Source organism: Amycolatopsis sp. lyj-109, from assembly GCF_046548995.1.
Lineage (GTDB): Bacteria > Actinomycetota > Actinomycetes > Mycobacteriales > Pseudonocardiaceae > Amycolatopsis.
In genome coordinates this window covers 250,931-268,661 of record NZ_JAJPWR010000010.1, presented here as the reverse complement: position 1 = coordinate 268,661, position 17,731 = coordinate 250,931, and the positions used below count along the sequence as shown (strand labels likewise).

Below are 17,731 nucleotides of genomic sequence, written 5' to 3'. Positions count from 1 at the left end.
GGCCACCTTGAGGAAGTTCAAGTTCCTGAAGGTGGCCTTCACGAAGCGTCAGACCTTGGTGGCAGCGAAGGCGGCCGCGTCGTTGGCGTTGTCGCCGTAGCTCAGGTGGGCCAGGATGTTGAAGCCGCCCGCCTGGCAGATCGGGTCGCCGAGGGCGCAGTAGTCCTTGGTGCGGCTCTGGTAAGTGCCGGTGACCGAACGGCCGATCGCGCGGATCGGGTTGCCGAACAACAGGATCGCGGCGATCCGGGGCGCCAGGTCCGCGGGGATGGTCGCGACGATCGGGCCGCCGACGATGGCGCCGTCGCTGCTGATGCCGATCGAGTTGTCGACGACGTTGGCGCCCTGGGAGTAGCCGACCAGGACGAACCGCTGGGACGGGCAGGCCGCGGCCTGCGCCCGCACGTGGTTGACCAGGTCGGTGTTGCCCTTCTGCACCGACGCGGGCTCGCCGAGGTCGGCCGGGTAGTCGACGCGGTAGCTGCTCACCGACCGCGGGCGCAGCCGGTTCTGCACGGCCGAGAAGACCGGGTCGCCGACGATGAAGCCCAGCGTGCCGGGTTCGCCCGTGCCGCGGGCCACCGGAACGTCGATGTCGGTGCACGGCGCGGCCGAGGCGACCGGTGCGGCGGCCACGGTGAGCCCGGCGACGGCGAAGCAGACGGCGGCCGCGGCGGAGAACAGGGGTTTCCTGGGAGCACGAATCATGGCTGATCACACCTCGTTGTGTGGGAAAGGGGTCGGCAAGCGCTTTCCGTGGGGGACGGAAATGCGTGCGCCGCTTGCGGTGATCGCAGCGTCGCAGTGGTTGCCGAACCCGGCAAGAGGTGATTTCCGGGCGCGCCGGGAATTGTTCAGCCGGTGACAAACAGTCCGGTGTGGACGCTCAGGTGGCGGACTGCCCGGCCGGGTGCGGGGAGTCGAGGCGTTTGAGCAGCACGGGATCCAGCCCGCGCAGCGCGGCCATGACGAACCCGGTGGCCAGTTCCCCGGCGGCGATCGGATCGAGGCCGGGGGAGTGGGAGACGTGCATCGCGGCCCGCCCGACCAGGCCGACCATCATCTCGCCGAGCAGGTCCGCGCCGGGGCCGATCGGTCTCCCGTGCATGAGCAGGTGCTCCCGGACCTGGCCGATCACGTGGGCGGCGATGGAATCGGCCAGCGCGCGCCGCTCGTTCGACATCTCGTCGACGGCCGAGTCGAACAGCAGCCGGAAGCTTTCCGGGTGGGCACTGGCGTAGCCGAACATGGCCATCACCGACAGGCGGACGCGCTCCTCCAGCGGGCGCGCGTTCGCCGTTTCGTGCGCGCTGATCACCCAGGCCCGCAACGCGGCGACCTCCCGCCGGACGGTGGTGCGGAACAGGGCGGCTTTGTCACCGAAATGGGCGTAGAGGGTCGGCTTGGTGGAATCGGCGCGGTCCGCGATCAGGCCCATGGTCGCCTGCGCGTAGCCCCGCTCGGCGAACACGGCGCGGGCGGCGTCGAGCAGCTCGTCGTCGGTGGGCCGGGCGGCCGGGCTGCGGCGAGCGCTGGATCGATCAGGAGGACTCTGCCGGCTCATGGAGGTGTACTGTACGGACTCCTTGCTTTACTGTCCGGTAAAGCAAGGAGCATGGCATCCGGGGCTTCGCCCCGGGCCGGGGGCTCCGCCACCCGGACCCCCGACGGAGCTGCGATCGCCGTCCCCGGTGGAGGAACCCTGGTGTCCCGCGACAGTGCTCGGCAACCCGTCCCGGCTCCCCGCGATGCCGTCGAAGAAGCTGTCCGGCGGAAAGAGCTGGCCGCGCTCATGCGTCCGGCGCTCCCGGCGCTGGTGGACGGAATCGTCCGGGAGGTGCTGCGGGCCGTCCCCATCTACGCCCGGCCGGGCGACGGGACCTACGGCCGCAAGACCCGGCACGGCGTCGAGTGCGCCGTCGAGCTCTTCGTGGATCTGGTCGAGGATCCGCTGGCCTCACGCGACCGGCTGTACGAGACGTGCCGCCGGCTCGGCGCGGGCGAGGCGCGCGAGGGTCGCACCCTCGACGACCTGCAGGCGGCCTACCGCGTCGGCACCCGGGTCGGCTGGCGCTGGATCATGCGGCTGGGCCGGCGGCACCGGCTTTCCTCCGCCGTGATGGCGCAGCTGGCCGAGATGCTGTTCGGCTACGCGGACGAACTCGCCCGGATGTCGAGCCGCGGCCACCGCGAGGCGTGGGCGGAGATCGAGGGCACCCGGGTGGACCTGCGGCGACGCCTGCTGCGGCTGCTGACCGGCCCGGGCGCCATCCCGGACGCGATCCTCGCCGAACTCGCGGCCGCGGCGGGCTGGCCCGTCCCCCGCGAGGTGGCGGCGGTCGCCGCCGAAACGACCGTGAGCACTTCGTGGGGCTCCGACGTCCTCGCCGACCTCGACTCGCCCCAGCCGTACCTGCTGCTGCCCGCCCCGGTGGACGCGAAGGCCCTGACTCGGCTCGGCACGCGCGTCGCGGTCGGGCCGCCGACGGACCTCGGCGCGGCGGCCCATTCCCTGCGCTGGGCGCGCACGGCGCTGCGGCTGGTGGCGGACGGCGCGCTCCCGGACGCGCCCGTGACCTGGTGCACCGATCACCTGACGGAGCTGTGGCTGCTGTCGGACTCGCCGCTGGCCGAGCAGGTCGCCCGGCAGGAACTGGCCCCCCTGGACCAGTTCCCGGAGCGGACGCGCCGGCGGCTCGGCGAAACTCTGCTGTCCTGGCTGCAGAACGGCGGGAACTCCGAGAAGATCGCGGTCGACCTTTCGGTGCACCCGCAGACGGTCCGCTACCGCGTGCGCCAGCTGAAGCAGGCCTTCGGTGATCGGCTCGACGATCCCGACGCGCGGTTCGCCATGCAGGCCGCGCTGCGCGCGTCGGGGCTGCGGATCGCCCGGAACGAGTTCTCCCCTCCCGAAGACCAGTAGGCCGCCCCGCTCACCTCCCGACCTTGTCCCCAGCGAGAACATGTTCTAGTTTTGGGGACGGAAGGTGGTGTGCCGGTGAAGACGGAGCTGGGCCTGGCCGGGACGGTGGTGCTGGTCACCGGAGGCGTCCGCGGCGTCGGCCGGGGCATCGCCGACGTGTTCCTCGCCCATGGTGCCCACGTCGTGGTCTGCGCGCGCCGGGAGGCGCCCACGGAGGCGGAGTTCGTCGCGTGCGACGTCCGCGACGAGACGCAGGTCGGCGCGCTGGTCGAGGGGATCGTCGAGCGGCACGGGCGGTTGGACGTCGTCGTCAACAACGCCGGTGGGGCGCCGTTCGGCTCGGCGGCGGAGGCGTCGCCGAGGCTGCACGAGAAGATCGTGCAGCTGAACCTGCTGGCCCCGCTGCTGGTCTCGCAGCACGCCAACGCGGTGATGCAGCGCCAGGACTCCGGCGGCTCCATCGTGATGATCTCCAGCGTGAGCGGTACCCGGCCGTCGCCCGGGACGGCGGCCTACGGCGCCGCCAAGGCCGGGTTGGACAACCTGACCGCGAGCCTGGCGGTCGAGTGGGCGCCGAAGGTACGGGTCAACGCCCTGGACGTGGGGATGGTGCGGACCGAGCAGGCGCACCTGCACTACGGGAGCGAGGCTGCGGTCGAGGCGGTCGGGAAGACCGTCCCGCTCGGGCGGCTGGCCGAACCTGAAGAGGTGGGGCACTGCGCCGCGTTCCTGGCCTCCGGGCTGGCTTCCTACGTTTCCGGCGCGACCCTGCGCGTGCACGGCGGAGGTGAGGTCCCGGCGTTCCTCGCCGCGGCCGACGTCAATCATCGGGAGGATTCGTGAGCGGGTTGTGCCAGGACCGTGTGGTCGTGGTGACCGGCGCCGGGCGGGGTATCGGGCGGGCGCACGCGCTGGCGTTCGCCGCCGAGGGCGCGCCGGTGGTGGTGAACGACGTGGACGCGGACGCGACCGCCGAAGTCGTCACCGAGATCGAGAAACTTGGCGGGAAGGCCCTGGGCAACACCTCGGACGTGGCCGACTGGGCCGGGGCCCGGGAGCTGATCGCCGCGGCTGTCGAGAACTTCGGGCGCCTGGACGTGCTGGTCAACAACGCGGGGTTCCTCCGGGACCGGATGCTGGTGAACCTGGGCGAGGACGAGTGGGACGCGGTCGTGCGGGTGCACCTCAAGGGGCATTTCGCGCCGTTGCGGCACGCTGCGGAACATTGGCGAGCCGAGGCCAAGGCCGGGCGGACGCCGAGCGCACGGGTGATCAACACCAGTTCGGGTGCGGGGTTGCTCGGCAGCGTCGGCCAGGGCAACTACTCGGCCGCGAAGGCGGGTATCGCGGGGTTGACGGTGGTGGCGGCCGCGGAGCTGGCGCGGTACGGCATCACGGTGAACGCGATCGCGCCGGCGGCGCGGACTCGGATGACCGAGGCGGTGTTCGCGTCCGAAATGGCGCGGCCGGACGAGGGCTTCGACGCGATGGCGCCGGAGAACGTCTCGCCGCTGGTGGTGTGGCTGGGCAGTGCGGAGTCCGGGCACGTCACCGGCCGGGTGTTCGAGGTCGAAGGCGGGAAGGTTGCGCTGGCGCAGGCGTGGCGGCACGGCCCGGCGGTGGACAAGGGCGAGCGGTGGGACCCGGCCGAGCTCGGTCCGGTGGTGAAGGAACTGCTCGAGCGCGCGCCCGAGCCCGAACCCGTCTACGGAGCGAGCTGATGGGCATCCTGACCAAGCGTGACGGCCACGTCGAGGTCGTCACGGTCGACTTCCCGCCGGTGAACGCGCTGCCGGTGCAGGCATGGTTCGATCTCGCCGACGCGCTCACACAGGCGGGCCGCGACCCCGACGTGCACGTGGTGATCCTCCGCGCGGAAGGCCGCGGGTTCAACGCGGGGGTGGACATCAAGGAGATCCAGCGCAGCGCCGGTTATGACGCGCTGGTCGGCGCGAACCGCGGCTGCTATGCCGCGTTCGGCGCGGTCTACGACTGCGAAGTTCCGGTGGTCGCCGCGGTGCACGGCTTCTGCCTGGGCGGCGGGATCGGCCTGGTCGGCAACGCCGACGTGATCGTGGCTTCCGAGGATGCGACGTTCGGGGTGCCGGAGGTCGAGCGGGGTGCACTCGGCGCGGCAACGCATCTGGCGCGGCTGGTGCCGCAGCACCTGATGCGCACCTTGTACTTCACCGCCCGCAAGATCACCGCGGCCGAACTGCACGCTCACGGCTCGGTCTACCAGGTCGTGCCACGCGCGGAGCTGGACGACGCGGCGCTGGCCATCGCCCGGGACATCGCGAAGAAGGACCCGCGGGTGATCCGGGCGGCGAAAGAGGCCCTGAACGGCATCGACACCCAGCACGTGCACCGCAGCTACCGCTTCGAGCAGGGCTTCACCTTCGAGCTCAACCTGCTCGGCGCGTCCGACGAAGCCCGCGAGGAGTTCTTGAATGGCCGATAAGCGCACGACCGCCGACGACGTGGCGGCCGAGCTGAAGGACGGCATGACCGTCGGGATCGGCGGCTGGGGCTCCCGGCGCAAGCCGATGGCCCTCGTGCGGGCCATCCTGCGCACCCCGGTCAAGGACCTCACGGTGGTGTCCTACGGTGGCCCGGACGTCGGCCTGCTCTGTGCGGCCGGGAAGGTGAAGCGGGTCGTGTTCGGGTTCGTCACCCTGGACTCGATCCCGTTCGATCCGTGGTTCGGCCGCGCCCGCGAGACCGGCGCGATCGAGGTGACCGAGTACGACGAGGGGATGTTCGGCACGGCGTTGTCGGCGGCGATGCAACGGCTGCCGTTCCTGCCGACCCGGGCCGGGCTCGGGTCGGACGTGATGCGCGCCAACCCCGGGCTCCGCACGGTGCGATCGCCCTATGCGGACGGCGAGGAGCTGGTGGCGGTGCCGGCGCAGCACCTGGATGTGGCGCTGGTGCACCTCAACCGCGCGGACGCCCGCGGCAACGCCCAGTACCTGGGCCCGGACCCGTACTTCGACGACCTGTTCGGCCTGGCCGCGGAGAAGTGCTTCGTGTCGGTGGAAAAGGTCGTCGAGACGGCCGAGCTGACCGAGGGTGGGCCGGTGCAGTCGCTGCTGCTCAACCGCGGGGCCGTCGATGGGGTGGTGGAGGCGCCGCGGGGTGCGCATTTCACGACCGCGGTCCCGGACTACGGGCGTGACGAGCGGTTCCAGCGGCACTACGCGGCCTGCGCCAAGGATCTCGACGCGTGGCCCGGGTTCGTGGACCGGTTCCTCTCCGGCGGCGACGCGCAGTATCTGTCCGAAGTGGACAAGTTCGAGGCGGAGGCGGCATGAGTGCGACCCGGGCCGAAATCGCCGTGGTGGCGGTGGCCGAGCTGTTCCGCGGCGACGGCGAGATCGTGGCCAGCCCGATGGGCCTGATCCCGCAGCTGGGCGCGAAACTCGCGCGGCTGACGTTCGAGCCGGACCTGCTGCTGTCCGACGGCGAGGCCTACCTGCTGACCACCGACGGCGTGGTCGAGGGCTGGCAGCCGTTCCGCAAGATGCTGGACACGATCGTCCCGCACGGACGCCGGCACGTCGTGATGGGCGCGAACCAGATCGACCGGTACGGCAACCAGAACATCTCCGCCATCGGCGACCATGCCCGCCCGAAGAAGCAGCTGCTGGGGGTGCGGGGCGCGCCGGGCAACACCATCAACCACCGCACCAGCTACTGGGTGCCCCGGCACGGCACCCGGGTCTTCGTCGAGAGCGTGGACGTCGTGTCGGGCGTCGGCTACGACAACGCGGCCAAGGCCGGCGCGTCCGCGCAGAAGTACCACGACGTCCACCAGGTCGTCTCGAACCTGGGGGTGTTCGACTTCGGCGGTCCGGACCACGTCATGCGGGCGGTGTCGCTGCACCCGGGCGTCACCCGCGAGGACGTCGTGGCGGCGACGACGTTCGAGATCGACTTCACCGGCACCGGGACCAGCCGCGAGCCGACCGACGAGGAACTGCGGCTGATCCGCGAGGTGCTGGACCCGAAGAGCCTGCGGGACAAGGAAGTTCCGGCGTGAAGACCGCGCTCACCCGGCTGGTGGGGGTCGAACACCCCGTCGTGCAGACCGGGATGGGCTGGGTCGCCGGGCCGCGGCTGGTCTCGGCCACCGCCGAAGCCGGTGCCCTCGGCATCTTGGCGTCCGCAACGATGACGTTCGGCGAGCTGGAAGCGGCGATCGCCGAGGTCAAGAAGCGGACGGAGAAACCGTTCGGCGTGAACCTCCGCGCCGACGCGGCCGACGCCGGTGACCGGGTGGACCTGCTGATCCGCGAAGGCGTGAAGGTCGCTTCCTTCGCGCTCGCCCCGCGGAAGGAGATGATCGCGAAGCTGCGGGACCACGGGATCGTCGTGATCCCGTCGGTCGGGGCCGCCCGGCACGCGGAAAAGGTCGCGGCCTGGGGCGCGGACGCCGTCATCGTCCAAGGTGGCGAGGGCGGCGGGCACACCGGGGGAGTGGCCACCACCCTGCTGCTGCCGTCGGTGCTGGACACGGTCGACATCCCGGTCGTCGCGGCTGGCGGGTTCTTCGACGGACGTGGCCTGGCCGCGGCGTTGGCCTACGGCGCGGCCGGGGTCGCGATGGGCACCCGGTTCCTGCTGAGCAAGGAGAGCACGGTCCCCGACGAGGTCAAGCGCCTCTACCTCGAGCAAGGTCTCACCGGGACGGTCGTCACCAAGCGGGTCGACGGCCTCCCGCACCGCGTGCTGCGCACCGACCTCGTCGAGAAGCTCGAGCACACCGGCCGGATCCGCGGTCTCGCGCAGGCGGCCCGCAACGCCCTGCGCTTCCGGAATATCACCGGCTTGTCCCCGGTTGCGATGGTGCGAGAAGGCTTCGCGATGAAGCACGGCAACGATCTGACGTGGAGCCAGCTGGTCATGGCGGCCAACACCCCGATGCTGCTGCGGGCGGGGCTGGTCGAAGGCCGGACGGACGCGGGAGTGCTAGCGTCGGGACAGGTGGTGGGCATGATCCACGACCTGCCCACGGTGGCGCAGATCGTCGAAGGCGCAGTGGCCGAGGCAGGTGAGATCCTGCAGCGCCTCGGCCGGCAAACGGGAGGATGAGAGCGTGGCGTTGAAGGTCGGATACAAGGCGTCTGCGGAGCAGTTCGGGCCGCGGGACCTGGTCGAGTACGCGGTGCGCGCCGAAGAGGTGGGCCTGGACTCGGTGTGGGTGTCCGATCACTTCCTGCCGTGGCGGCACGAGGGCGGGCACGCGCCGTGGGCGCTGGCGTGGATGCCGGCGGTGGCCGAGCGGACCAGCCGGGTGCAGATCGGGACGAGCGTGCTGACCCCGACGTTCCGGTACAACCCGGCGGTGATCGCGCAGGCGTTCGCGACGATGTCGCTGCTGTCGAACGGCCGGGTGATCCTGGGTGTCGGCACGGGGGAGGCGTTGAACGAGATTGCGGTGTCGGGGCGGGAGTGGCCGGAGTTCAAGGAGCGCTTCGCCCGGCTGCGGGAGTCGATCAAGCTGATCCGGGAGCTGTGGACCAGCGACAACGTCAACTTCGACGGCGAGTACTACCAGCTGGTGAACGCGAAGATCTACGACCGGCCGGAGCAGCCGGTGCCGATCTACGTCGCCGCGGGCGGCCCGGTCGTGGCGAAGTACGCGGGCCGGTCGGGCGAGGGGTTCATCTGCACCTCGGGCAAGGGGATGGATCTCTACACCGAGAAGCTGATGCCGGCGGTCAAGGAAGGCGCGTCCGCGGCGGAGCGCGATGCCGAGGCGATCGACCGGACCATCGAGATCAAGCTGTCGTACGACCGCGACCACGAGAAGGCGCTGGAGAACACGCGCTTCTGGGCGCCGCTGTCGCTGACCGCGGAGCAGAAGCACACGGTCTCCTCGGCCGAGGAGATGGAGCGGCTGGCGGACGAGTTGCCGATCGAGCAGGTCGCCAAGCGGTGGATCGTGGCGTCGGACCCGGACGAGGCCGTGGCCCAGATCAAGCCGTACCTCGACGCGGGCCTCAACCACCTCGTCTTCCACGGACCGGGGCACGACCAGGAACGCTTCCTGACCCAGTTCTCCGAGGACGTGCTGCCGAAGCTGCGCGCCCTCGCCTGATCTCGGCGCAAGTCCTCGTGAGTGGTAATTCGGGTTCTAACCCGAATTACCACTCACGAGAGCCGCGGCAGACTCCTTACAGGCGTTCGATGATGGTGACGTTGGCGGTGCCGCCGCCTTCGCACATCGTCTGCAGGCCGTAACGACCACCGCGGCGCTCCAGTTCGTGCAGGAGCGTGGCGAGGAGCTTGGTGCCGGTGGCCCCGATCGGGTGGCCGAGGGCGATCCCGCCCCCGTTCACGTTGACCCGGTCGGGGTCCGCGCCGGTTTCGTCCAGCCAGGCCAGGACGACGCTGGCGAACGCCTCGTTGACCTCGAACAGGTCGATGTCCTCGACCTTCAGCCCGGCGTTGCGCAGCGCGTGCGCCGTCGCCGGGATCGGGCCGGTCAGCATCCACACCGGGTCCGCCGCACGCACCGACAGGTGGTGGATGCGCGCCTTCGGCCGCAGGCCGTGTTCCGTCACGAACGCCTCCGACGCCAGCAGGGCCGCGCTCGCGCCGTCGGAGATCTGGCTGGCCACCGCCGCCGTCAGCCGCGAACCTTCGTTCAGCGGTTTCAGGCCGCGCATGCGCTCCAGGGTGGTGTCCCGGCGGGGGCCCTCGTCGTGCCGGAACTCCTCCACCGGCACGGTTTCGGCGGCGAACCGGCCTTCGTCGATGGCGGCCAGGGCCCGCCGGTGGCTGCGCAGCGCGTACTCCTCCATGTCCGCGCGGCTGATGTCCCAGTGCTCGGCGATCATGTCCGCGCTGCGGAACTGGGAGACCTCGGCGCTGCCGTAGCGCTCCTGCCAGCCCTTCGAGCCGGAGAACGGGTCGTCGAAGCCGTACTCCCGCCCGGCGAGCATCGCCGCGCTGATCGGGATCCGGCTCATGTTCTGCACGCCCCCGGCCAGCACCAGGTCCTGGGTGCCCGACATGACCGCCTGGGCGGCGAAGTGCACGGCCTGCTGGCTCGACCCGCACTGCCGGTCGATCGTCACCCCCGGCACGTGGTCGGGGAAGCCGGCGGCCAGCCACGCGGTGCGCGCGATGTTGCCCGACTGGGGGCCGAGGGTGTCGGTGCAGCCGAGGATGACGTCGTCGACCAGGTCGGGGTCGACGCCGGCGCGGGCGACGACGGCCTTGATGACGTGCGCGCCGAGGTCGGCCGGGTGCCACCCGGACAGTGCGCCGCCGCGCCGGCCGACGGGGGTGCGGACCGCGTCGAGGAGGAAGGCTTCGGGCACGGGGGCTCCTAGGGGTGCTGGCTGCTGACGGAGACGACTTCGCCGGTGAGGTAGCTCGCGTAGTCGCTGGCGAGGAAGACCATGACGTTGGCGACCTCCCAGGGTTCGGCGGCGCGGCCGAAGGCTTCGCGCCTGGTGAGGTCTTCGAGGAGTTCGTCGCTGGTCACCTTGGCGAGGAACGGGTGCATGGCGAGGCTGGGGGCGACGGCGTTGATCCGGACGCCGTGTTCGGCCGCGTCCAGCGCCGAGCACCGGGTCAGGGCCATCACACCGGCCTTGGCGGCCGCGTAGTGGGCCTGGCCTGCTTGGGCGCGCCAGCCGATCACGGACGCGTTGTTGACGATCGCGCCACCGCCGCCCTGGGCGACGAACTGCTTCAAGGCCGCGCGGGTGCAGCGGAAGGTGCCGGTGAGGGTGATGTCGAGGACCTTCGACCACTCGTCGTCGGCCATCTCCAGCACGGACTTCGTGCCGCCGAGGCCCGCGTTGTTGACCATGACGTCGAGGCGCCCGAAGTGGTCCACGGCGCCGCCGATCAACGCCTGGACGTGGTCTTCGCGCGTGACGTCGCAGGTGATGGCGTGGACCTTGCCCAGTTCGGCCAGTTCGGCCGCCTTTTCGGCGAGGCGGCGTTCGTGCCAGTCGCTGATGACCACGCTCGCGCCTTCTTCGAGACACCGGCGAGCGACGGCGGAGCCGATCCCGGTGCCCGCCGCCGCGGTGACCACGACGACTTTGCCGGCGAGCAGGTCGTGGCCGGGTGGGTAGGTCGGGATCACGGGCGGGCCTCCCTGGGCAGGCCGAGCACGCGCTCGGCGATGATGTTGCGTTCGATTTCGTCGGAGCCGCCGTAAATGGTGTCGGCGCGGGTGAAGAGGAACAGCCGCTGCCACTCGTCCAGCTCGGCACCGTCGGAAACGAGAGACCGCGCCCCCCGGGCACGCACCGCGAGTTCGCCGAGCCCGCGGTGCCACTGGGCCCACAGCAGCTTCCCGACCGCGACTTCCGGCCCGGCGGGCTGCCCGAGGGTGCGCAGGGCGTGGGCGCGGAGAACGCGCAGGCCGATGCGGGCCCGGGTGAGGTCCGCGCGCAGGAGCGGGTCGTCGTAGGTGCCGAGCCGTTTCGCCTCGGCGGTGATGTCGTCGAGTTCGCGGCGGAAGCCGATCTGCTGGCCGAGGGTGGAGACGCCGCGTTCGAAGCCGAGGGTGGCCATGGCGATCTTCCAGCCCTCGCCCGGTTCGCCGACGATGTGCCCGGCGGGGGTGCGCGCGTCGTCGAAGAAGACTTCGTTGAATTCGGAGGTGCCGGTGAGCTGCTGGATCGGGCGGATGGTGACGCCGTCCTGGTGCAGGGGGACCAGTAGGTAGGAGAGGCCGTGGTGGCGCTGGGAGCCGGGTTCGGTGCGGGCGACGACGAAGCACCAGTCGGCCACGTGGGCCAGTGACGTCCAGATCTTCTGGCCGTTGAGCACCCATTCGCCGTCACGCAGGACCGCGGACGTCGAGACGGCGGCGAGGTCGGAGCCGGCACCGGGTTCGGAGTAGCCCTGGCACCACAGCTCCCGCACGGCGGCGATCCCGGGGAGGAACCGTTCCTGCTGTTCGCGCGTGCCGAAGGCGATCAGGGTCGGGCCGAGCAGCTGCTCGCCGATGTGGTTGACCCGGGCCGGGGCGCCGGAAGCGGCGTATTCCTCGTGGAAGGCGACCTGTTCGTCCAGGGAGAAGCCCCGGCCGCCGTGGTCGACCGGCCAGCCCACGCAGGTCCAGCCCGCCGCGGCGAGGTGGCGTTCCCAGGCGAGGCGCAGGTCGAACTCCTCGTGTTCCCGCCCCGGCCCGCCGAGACCGCGCAGCCGGGCGAACGCGCCGGTCAGGTTGGCGGCGAGCCAGTCCGCGACTTCGCGGCGGAATCGCGACGGTTCCACGCACGCCTCCTTGCTGCCGGGCCGGTCCGGCACCTAGGGTAATGAGAACACGTTCTACTTTGTCGGTCCAGAGGAGGCTGTGGTGGGACAGACCACGATCCCGGCCGTCGTCCGCGATGCCGCCGCGAAGTTCGGATCCGCGGAGGCACTGGTCGACGGTCCGCTGCGGCTCGGCTACGACCAGCTTCTGGAACGTGTTCAAACCGCCGCGCGGGCGTTCGCCGCCTGCGGTGTCCGAGCGGGCGACCGGGTCGCGATCGCCCTCCCCAACACACACCACTGGGTCTTCGCGGCACTCGGCGCCCTCTACGCCGGCGCGACCCTGATTCCGGTCAACACCCGCTTCACCGCCACCGAAACGGTGGACCTGCTCGTCCGCGGCCGGGCCAAGGCACTCGTCGTGGCCGCCGACTTCCTCGGCGCCGATCGCCACGCCGCGATCCGGGACACCGGCGTCGAGCTGCCGGACCTCGGCACCGTCGTCCGGGTGCCACTGCAGGAGCCGCACCGGCCGGTCGAGGGCACGCTGGGATGGGACGAGTTCCTGGCTACGGCCGAGCGGGTCACGCCGGCCGAAGCCGAGGCACGGGCGGACGCCGTCGCCCCGGACGACGTCAGCGACATCCTCTTCACCTCCGGCACCAGCGGCCGCTCCAAGGGCGTGCTCTCGGCGCACCGCCAGACCGTCGAGGTCGCCGCGGCGTGGGCGGAGTGCGGCCAGGTCACCGCCGACGACCGGTACCTGGTGATCAACCCGTTCTTCCACAGCTTCGGCTACAAGGCCGGCATCGTGGTGGGCCTGCTGACCGGCGCGACGATCGTCCCGCAGGCGGTCTTCGACGTCCGCAAGGCCCTGGAAGTCATCGAACGGGAGCGGATCTCCGTGCTGCCGGGCGCGCCGACGGTCTTCCAGTCCCTGCTGCACGAGCCGCGCAAGGGCGACCTCTCCTCGCTGCGGCTCGCGGTCACCGGGGCGGCCAGCGTGCCCGCCTCCCTGGTCCGGCGGATGGGGGCCGAGCTCGGGTTCGAGACCGTCCTGACCGCCTACGGCCTCACCGAAGCCGTCATGGTGACGATGTGCCGCCCCGGCGACTCCGCGGACCTCGTCGCGAGCACGTCGGGCCGGGCGACCGCGGGCTTCGAAGTGGCGATCCACGGTTCGCCGGGCGAGATCGTCCTGCGCGGGCCGAACGTGATGCTCGGCTACCTCGACGACCCCGAGGCGACGGCGAAGGCGATCGACGAGGAAGGCTGGCTGCACACCGGTGACGTCGGCGAGCTCGACGTCGACGGCAACCTCACCATCACCGGCCGGCTCAAGGACATGTACATCTGCGGCGGCTTCAACGTCTACCCGGCCGAGGTCGAGAGCGCGCTGACCGAGCTGGCCGGCGTCCGCGACGTCGCCGTGGTCGGCGTCCCGGACGAGCGGCTCGGCGAGGTCGGCAAGGCCTTCGTCGTCGGAACCGGGCTGACGGCGGAGGCGGTCCTCGGCTTCTGCCGTGAGCGGCTCGCCAACTACAAGAACCCGAAGTTCGTCGAGTTCGTGGACGCACTGCCCCGCAACGCTTCCGGCAAGGTGCTGAAGCGGCTGCTGACCGAGGAGACGGCATGAGTGAATCGGTGGTCCGCTACGAACGGCGCGGGCCGGTCGCGGTGGTGACGATGAACCGGCCGGAATACCGCAACGCCCAGAACTCGGCCATGACCTACGCCCTCGACGACGCCTTCACCGACGCGGTGAACGATCCCGAGGTGAAGGTGATCGTGCTGGCGGGCGAAGGCAAGCACTTCTCGGCGGGGCATGACATCGGCACGCCTGGGCGCGATGTGGACGTCCCCTTCGACCGGCGGGCGGTGATGTGGTGGGACCACACCGACAAGGTCGGCGGTGATCAGCGGTTCGCCCGCGAATCCGAGGTCTACCTGGGGATGTGCCGTCGCTGGCGGGAGATCCCGAAGCCGATGATCGCCAGTGTCCAGGGTGCGTGCATCGCGGGTGGGTTGATGCTGGCCTGGGTGTGCGATCTGATCGTGGCGTCCGATGACGCGTTTTTCGCCGATCCGGTGGTGCGGATGGGCATTCCGGGTGTCGAGTACTTCGCCCACCCCTGGGTCCTCGGGCCCCGCGCGGCGAAGGAGGTCCTGTTCACCGGCGAGCGGTTCACCGTCCAGCAGGCCAAGGAATGGGGCATGGTCACCCGGATCGTGCCCCGCGCCGAGCTGGAGCAGCACACCTTGGAACTCGCGGAGAAGATCGCCGGGATGCCGCCGTTCGGGCTGGCGCTGGCGAAGAAGGCCGTCAACCAGGCCGAAGACCTGATGGGGCTGCGGTCCGGAATGGACTCGGTCTTCGGGTTGCACCACCTCGCCCACGCCCACAACGCCGAGACCTCGGAGGATTCGCTCGGCGGGCAGTCCGCGCGGTCGATGCGCGACGCGAACAAGGGGGCGTGATGGACCTCGACATCGACGAAGCCTCGGCCGCGTTCCGGGACGAGGCCCGGGACTGGCTCGCGACGCACGTCCGCGCGCTGCCCTCGATGGACACCGCCGAGGGCTTCGAAGCCCACCGCGAATGGGAAGCCGAACTCGCCGAGGCACGCTGGTCGGTGGTCTCGTGGCCCGCCGAGTACCACGGTCGGGACGCCTCGATGCTGCAGTGGCTGTTGTTCGAGGAGGAGTACTACGCCTCGGGCGCGCCGGGCCGGGTGAGCCAGAACGGGATCTTCATGCTCGGCCCGACGCTGTTCGCCCACGGCACCCAGGAGCAGCGCGACCGGATCCTCCCGCCGATGGCGACGGGTGCGCAGGTCTGGGCGCAGGCGTGGTCGGAACCCGAAGCGGGCAGTGACATCGCCGCGTTGCGCGCCGCGGCGGTCCGCACCGAGGGCGGCTGGCTGTTGTCGGGCCAGAAGACCTGGAGTTCCCGGGCCACGTTCGCGGATCGGGCGTTCGGGCTGTTCCGCAGTGATCCGGATGCCCAACGCCACCACGGCCTCACCTACTTCATGCTCGACTTGCGGGCCGAGGGCGTCACCGTGCGGCCGATTCCGCAGCTGGACGGCGAGCCGGGGTTCGCGGAGATCTTCCTCGACGGGGTGTTCGTGCCGGATGCGGACGTGATCGGCGAGGTCGGGCAGGGCTGGCGGGTCGCGATGACCACCGCGAACAACGAACGCGGCCTGTCGTTGCGCAGCCCGGGCCGGTTCGTCGCTGCCGCCGATCGGCTGGTGGACCGGTGGCGGGAGCACGGCGAGCCATCGTCCACCCGGGACCGCGTGGCGGACGCGTGGATCGGCGCCCGTGCGTATCAGCTCTACACGTTCGGCACGGTCAGCAGGCTGGCCGACGGCGGTGAGCTGGGGCCGGAGTCGAGTGTGAACAAGCTGTTCTGGTCGCACCTCGACGTCGAACTGCACGAAACCGCGCTCGACGTGCTCGGCCCGGCCGCGGAGACCGACCGGGCCTGGGTCGACGGCTACCTGTTCTCCCTCGCCGGCCCGATCTACGGCGGCACCGACCAGATCCAGCGCAACACCATCGCCGAACGGCTGCTGAAGCTCCCGAGGGAGGCCCGCCGATGAGGTTCCAGCTCTCGCCGGAGCAACGGCAGTTCGCCGCGACGCTGCACGAGCTGCTCGGCGGGGCGGACACCGCGGCCGCCGCCCGCGCCTGGGCGGCGGGGGAGCACGAGCGCGGCCTCAAGCTCTGGCGCGCGCTCGCCGACGTCGGCGTCTTCGCGCTGCTGGTGAGCGAGGATTACGGCGGCCTCGGCGCCGGCCCGGTCGACCTGGTGGTCGCCTGCGAAGCGCTCGGCTACCACGCCGTCCCGGGCCCGCTCGTCGAGTCGGCCGCGGTCGCCCCGGCGCTGCTGACCGGCCACCGGCTCACCTCGCTCGCCGAGGGTGACCTCGTGGCCACCGTCGTCGCGCCGCCGGAAGTCCCCCTGGCCCTCGACGCCGACGTCGCGGGCGTGGTCCTCGACCTCACCGGTGCGTTGCTCACCGGAGCCGGGGCCGAGCCGGTGCGCTCGATCGACCCGCCGCGGCGGTTGTTCCGGGTCCCGGCCGCGGCCGGTGTTTCGAGTGGCGTCGCGTTCGACCGCGGTGTGCTGGCGGTCTCCGCCCAGCTGCTGGGCGCGGGGCAGTGGCTCCTCGACACGTCGGTGGCGTACGCGAAACAGCGCAAGCAGTACGGCCGGGCCATCGGCGAGTACCAGGCGATCAAGCACCTCCTGGCCGACGTCGCCACCCGGCTCGAACTGGCCCGGCCGCTGGTCCGCGGCGCCGCCGTCGCCGCCGTCGCCGGAGAGACCTTCGCCCGCGACGTCTCGGCGGCGAAGGTGCTGGCCGGGGACGCCGCCCTCCTCGCCGCGCGGACCGCCCTGCAGGTGCACGGCGCCATCGGCTACACGGCCGAGCACGACCTCGGTCTCCGGCTGACGAAGGTCCGGGCCCTCGCCGGCGCCTGGGGGACCGGGTCGTTCCACCGGGCGCGGGTCCTGCGATGACCGATCCGATGGAGACCGAGGAAGCCCGGGCGCTGCGGGACGCCGTCCGGGCCCTGCTGACGCGCCGGTCCGGGCCCGAGGCGGTGCGGGCCGCGATGGACTCGCCGCTGGGTCATGACGACAAGCTGTGGTCGACGCTCTGCGAGCAGATCGGCGTCGCCGCGCTGGCGATCCCGGAGCACTACGGCGGCGCGGGCGCCGGGCTCGCCGAGGTGTGCGTCGTCCTGGCGGAACTCGGCCGGACGCTCACCCCCGCACCGATGCTGGGCTCGGCCGTGTTGTGCGGCGAAGCGCTGCTCCGCACCGGGAACGACGAAGCCTGCGAACGGCTGCTGCCGGGCATCGCCGCGGGCACGACCCTGGCGGCGCTGGCCTGTTCCGGCGCGGACGGCCGGTGGACGCCGGCCTTGAGCGCGTCGGACGCGGGCCTCGACGGGCGTGCCCACTACGTCCTGGACGGCGACATCGCCGACGTCCTGCTCGCCGTGGCCCGCACGGACGACGGGGTCGGTCTCTTCGAGGTGCCCGTCGAGGGCGTCCGGCGCGACCGGGTCACCGGCCTGGATCCGGGCCGGCGCCTGGCGGTCGTGGAGTGCGCGTCGACACCGGCCCGCCGGCTCGACGCCGGCGGCTTCACCGAGCCGTTGCGGCAGCTGCGCGACACGGCGGCGGTCGCCGTCGCCGCCGAGCAGGTCGGCGCGGCCGCACGGGCGTTGGAGCTGACGGTCGAGTACACGAAGCAACGCCGTCAGTTCGGCCGCCCGATCGGGTCGTTCCAGGCGCTGAAGCACCGGATGGCCGACGTGCACGTCCACGTCGAAGCGGCCCGCTCGGCGCTGTACGCGGCCTTGGTGGACGGTGACCCGGAGGCGGTCACGACCGCGGAGGTCGTGTGCGGCGAGGCGTTCGCCCACGCGGCGGCGGAGATGATCCAGCTCCACGGCGGCATCGCGATCACCTGGGAGCACGACGCCCACCTGTACTTCAAGCGGGCCCACGGAACGGCTCTGCTCTTCGGTGACCCGGCGTAGCGCGGAAACGCC

Annotated in this window: 18 protein-coding genes; 13 read left to right on the top strand and 5 right to left on the bottom strand. The window is 71.5% G+C overall.

Annotated elements, in window-relative coordinates; all coding sequences use genetic code 11:
• Positions 1–48: 48 nt before the first annotated feature.
• Both ACLJQF_RS23995 and ACLJQF_RS23990 read right to left on the bottom strand, forming a co-directional pair.
• The gene (locus tag ACLJQF_RS23995) at positions 49–708 is read right to left on the bottom strand and encodes a cutinase family protein (protein WP_410611755.1); all 660 of its coding nucleotides are present in this window, start codon (positions 706–708) and stop codon (positions 49–51) included.
• A 178-nt stretch (positions 709–886) separates the two neighbouring features.
• On the bottom strand, positions 887–1,564 hold the full coding sequence (locus tag ACLJQF_RS23990) for a TetR/AcrR family transcriptional regulator (RefSeq protein WP_410611753.1): 678 nt from the start codon (positions 1,562–1,564) through the stop codon (positions 887–889).
• 141 nt (positions 1,565–1,705) lie between these two features.
• Between ACLJQF_RS23990 and ACLJQF_RS23985 the strand changes: the two genes are divergently transcribed.
• The 8 genes from ACLJQF_RS23985 (at position 1,706) to fgd (ending at position 9,026) form a co-directional block, all read left to right on the top strand.
• A complete protein-coding gene (locus ACLJQF_RS23985; RefSeq protein ID WP_410611751.1) occupies positions 1,706–2,923 on the top strand; it encodes a helix-turn-helix domain-containing protein in 1,218 nt (405 codons plus the stop codon).
• A 75-nt stretch (positions 2,924–2,998) separates the two neighbouring features.
• Complete coding sequence (locus ACLJQF_RS23980; RefSeq protein ID WP_410611749.1) at positions 2,999–3,766, top strand: SDR family oxidoreductase; 768 nt, start codon at positions 2,999–3,001, stop codon at positions 3,764–3,766.
• On the top strand, positions 3,763–4,644 hold the full coding sequence (locus ACLJQF_RS23975) for an SDR family oxidoreductase (protein WP_410611748.1): 882 nt from the start codon (positions 3,763–3,765) through the stop codon (positions 4,642–4,644). The genes ACLJQF_RS23980 and ACLJQF_RS23975 overlap by 4 nt, the downstream gene beginning before the upstream one ends.
• A complete protein-coding gene (locus ACLJQF_RS23970; protein ID WP_410611746.1) occupies positions 4,644–5,384 on the top strand; it encodes an enoyl-CoA hydratase family protein in 741 nt (246 codons plus the stop codon). The genes ACLJQF_RS23975 and ACLJQF_RS23970 overlap by 1 nt, the downstream gene beginning before the upstream one ends.
• Entirely contained in the window at positions 5,374–6,237 is an 864-nt protein-coding gene (locus ACLJQF_RS23965; protein WP_410611745.1) for a CoA transferase subunit A, read from the top strand. The genes ACLJQF_RS23970 and ACLJQF_RS23965 overlap by 11 nt, the downstream gene beginning before the upstream one ends.
• Positions 6,234–6,965, top strand: coding sequence for a CoA-transferase subunit beta (locus ACLJQF_RS23960; RefSeq protein ID WP_410611743.1), 732 nt, complete (start codon positions 6,234–6,236; stop codon positions 6,963–6,965). The genes ACLJQF_RS23965 and ACLJQF_RS23960 overlap by 4 nt, the downstream gene beginning before the upstream one ends.
• Positions 6,962–8,017, top strand: coding sequence for an NAD(P)H-dependent flavin oxidoreductase (locus tag ACLJQF_RS23955; protein ID WP_410611742.1), 1,056 nt, complete (start codon positions 6,962–6,964; stop codon positions 8,015–8,017). Before ACLJQF_RS23960 ends, ACLJQF_RS23955 begins: the two co-directional genes overlap by 4 nt.
• A gap of 4 nt (positions 8,018–8,021) precedes the next feature.
• A complete protein-coding gene (gene fgd / locus ACLJQF_RS23950; RefSeq protein WP_410611741.1) occupies positions 8,022–9,026 on the top strand; it encodes a glucose-6-phosphate dehydrogenase (coenzyme-F420) in 1,005 nt (334 codons plus the stop codon).
• 76 nt (positions 9,027–9,102) lie between these two features.
• Here fgd and ACLJQF_RS23945 read toward each other — a convergent pair whose 3' ends face one another.
• The 3 genes from ACLJQF_RS23945 to ACLJQF_RS23935 are packed head-to-tail and all read right to left on the bottom strand — an operon-like array spanning position 9,103 to position 12,175.
• Positions 9,103–10,254 carry an acetyl-CoA C-acetyltransferase gene (locus ACLJQF_RS23945; protein WP_410611739.1) on the bottom strand — a complete coding sequence of 384 codons (1,152 nt, stop codon included), beginning with the start codon at positions 10,252–10,254 and terminating at the stop codon, positions 9,103–9,105.
• An 8-nt stretch (positions 10,255–10,262) separates the two neighbouring features.
• Positions 10,263–11,033, bottom strand: coding sequence for an SDR family oxidoreductase (locus tag ACLJQF_RS23940; protein ID WP_410611737.1), 771 nt, complete (start codon positions 11,031–11,033; stop codon positions 10,263–10,265).
• The gene (locus tag ACLJQF_RS23935; protein ID WP_410611735.1) at positions 11,030–12,175 is read right to left on the bottom strand and encodes an acyl-CoA dehydrogenase family protein; all 1,146 of its coding nucleotides are present in this window, start codon (positions 12,173–12,175) and stop codon (positions 11,030–11,032) included. Before ACLJQF_RS23935 ends, ACLJQF_RS23940 begins: the two co-directional genes overlap by 4 nt.
• 82 nt (positions 12,176–12,257) lie before the next feature.
• On the opposite strand from ACLJQF_RS23935, the gene ACLJQF_RS23930 reads away from it, so the two are divergent.
• Genes ACLJQF_RS23930 through ACLJQF_RS23910 form a run of 5 tightly spaced genes read left to right on the top strand, consistent with a single transcriptional unit; the run spans position 12,258 to position 17,719 of the window.
• Positions 12,258–13,790, top strand: a complete 1,533-nt coding sequence (locus tag ACLJQF_RS23930; protein ID WP_410611734.1) for a FadD3 family acyl-CoA ligase — start codon at positions 12,258–12,260, stop codon at positions 13,788–13,790.
• Positions 13,787–14,632, top strand: a complete 846-nt coding sequence (locus ACLJQF_RS23925; RefSeq protein WP_410611732.1) for an enoyl-CoA hydratase — start codon at positions 13,787–13,789, stop codon at positions 14,630–14,632. Before ACLJQF_RS23930 ends, ACLJQF_RS23925 begins: the two co-directional genes overlap by 4 nt.
• On the top strand, positions 14,632–15,762 hold the full coding sequence (locus ACLJQF_RS23920; RefSeq protein WP_410611730.1) for an acyl-CoA dehydrogenase family protein: 1,131 nt from the start codon (positions 14,632–14,634) through the stop codon (positions 15,760–15,762). The genes ACLJQF_RS23925 and ACLJQF_RS23920 overlap by 1 nt, the downstream gene beginning before the upstream one ends.
• Positions 15,759–16,688, top strand: a complete 930-nt coding sequence (locus tag ACLJQF_RS23915; RefSeq protein ID WP_410611729.1) for an acyl-CoA dehydrogenase family protein — start codon at positions 15,759–15,761, stop codon at positions 16,686–16,688. Before ACLJQF_RS23920 ends, ACLJQF_RS23915 begins: the two co-directional genes overlap by 4 nt.
• Positions 16,685–17,719 carry an acyl-CoA dehydrogenase family protein gene (locus tag ACLJQF_RS23910; RefSeq protein WP_410611728.1) on the top strand — a complete coding sequence of 345 codons (1,035 nt, stop codon included), beginning with the start codon at positions 16,685–16,687 and terminating at the stop codon, positions 17,717–17,719. The genes ACLJQF_RS23915 and ACLJQF_RS23910 overlap by 4 nt, the downstream gene beginning before the upstream one ends.
• The last annotated feature ends 12 nt before the right edge of the window (positions 17,720–17,731 follow it).

Excerpts from the sequence above, each read along its gene's own strand:
- ACLJQF_RS23920 (WP_410611730.1), top strand. The coding sequence starts at position 14,632 with ATGGACCTCGACATCGACGAAGCCTCGGCCGCGTTCCGGGACGAGGCC.
- ACLJQF_RS23910 (WP_410611728.1), top strand. The coding sequence starts at position 16,685 with ATGACCGATCCGATGGAGACCGAGGAAGCCCGGGCGCTGCGGGACGCC.
- ACLJQF_RS23970 (WP_410611746.1), top strand. The coding sequence starts at position 4,644 with ATGGGCATCCTGACCAAGCGTGACGGCCACGTCGAGGTCGTCACGGTC.
- ACLJQF_RS23965 (WP_410611745.1), top strand. The coding sequence starts at position 5,374 with ATGGCCGATAAGCGCACGACCGCCGACGACGTGGCGGCCGAGCTGAAG.
- ACLJQF_RS23990 (WP_410611753.1), bottom strand. The coding sequence starts at position 1,564 with ATGAGCCGGCAGAGTCCTCCTGATCGATCCAGCGCTCGCCGCAGCCCG.
- ACLJQF_RS23995 (WP_410611755.1), bottom strand. The coding sequence starts at position 708 with ATGATTCGTGCTCCCAGGAAACCCCTGTTCTCCGCCGCGGCCGCCGTC.
- ACLJQF_RS23960 (WP_410611743.1), top strand. The coding sequence starts at position 6,234 with ATGAGTGCGACCCGGGCCGAAATCGCCGTGGTGGCGGTGGCCGAGCTG.
- ACLJQF_RS23925 (WP_410611732.1), top strand. The coding sequence starts at position 13,787 with ATGAGTGAATCGGTGGTCCGCTACGAACGGCGCGGGCCGGTCGCGGTG.
- ACLJQF_RS23915 (WP_410611729.1), top strand. The coding sequence starts at position 15,759 with ATGAGGTTCCAGCTCTCGCCGGAGCAACGGCAGTTCGCCGCGACGCTG.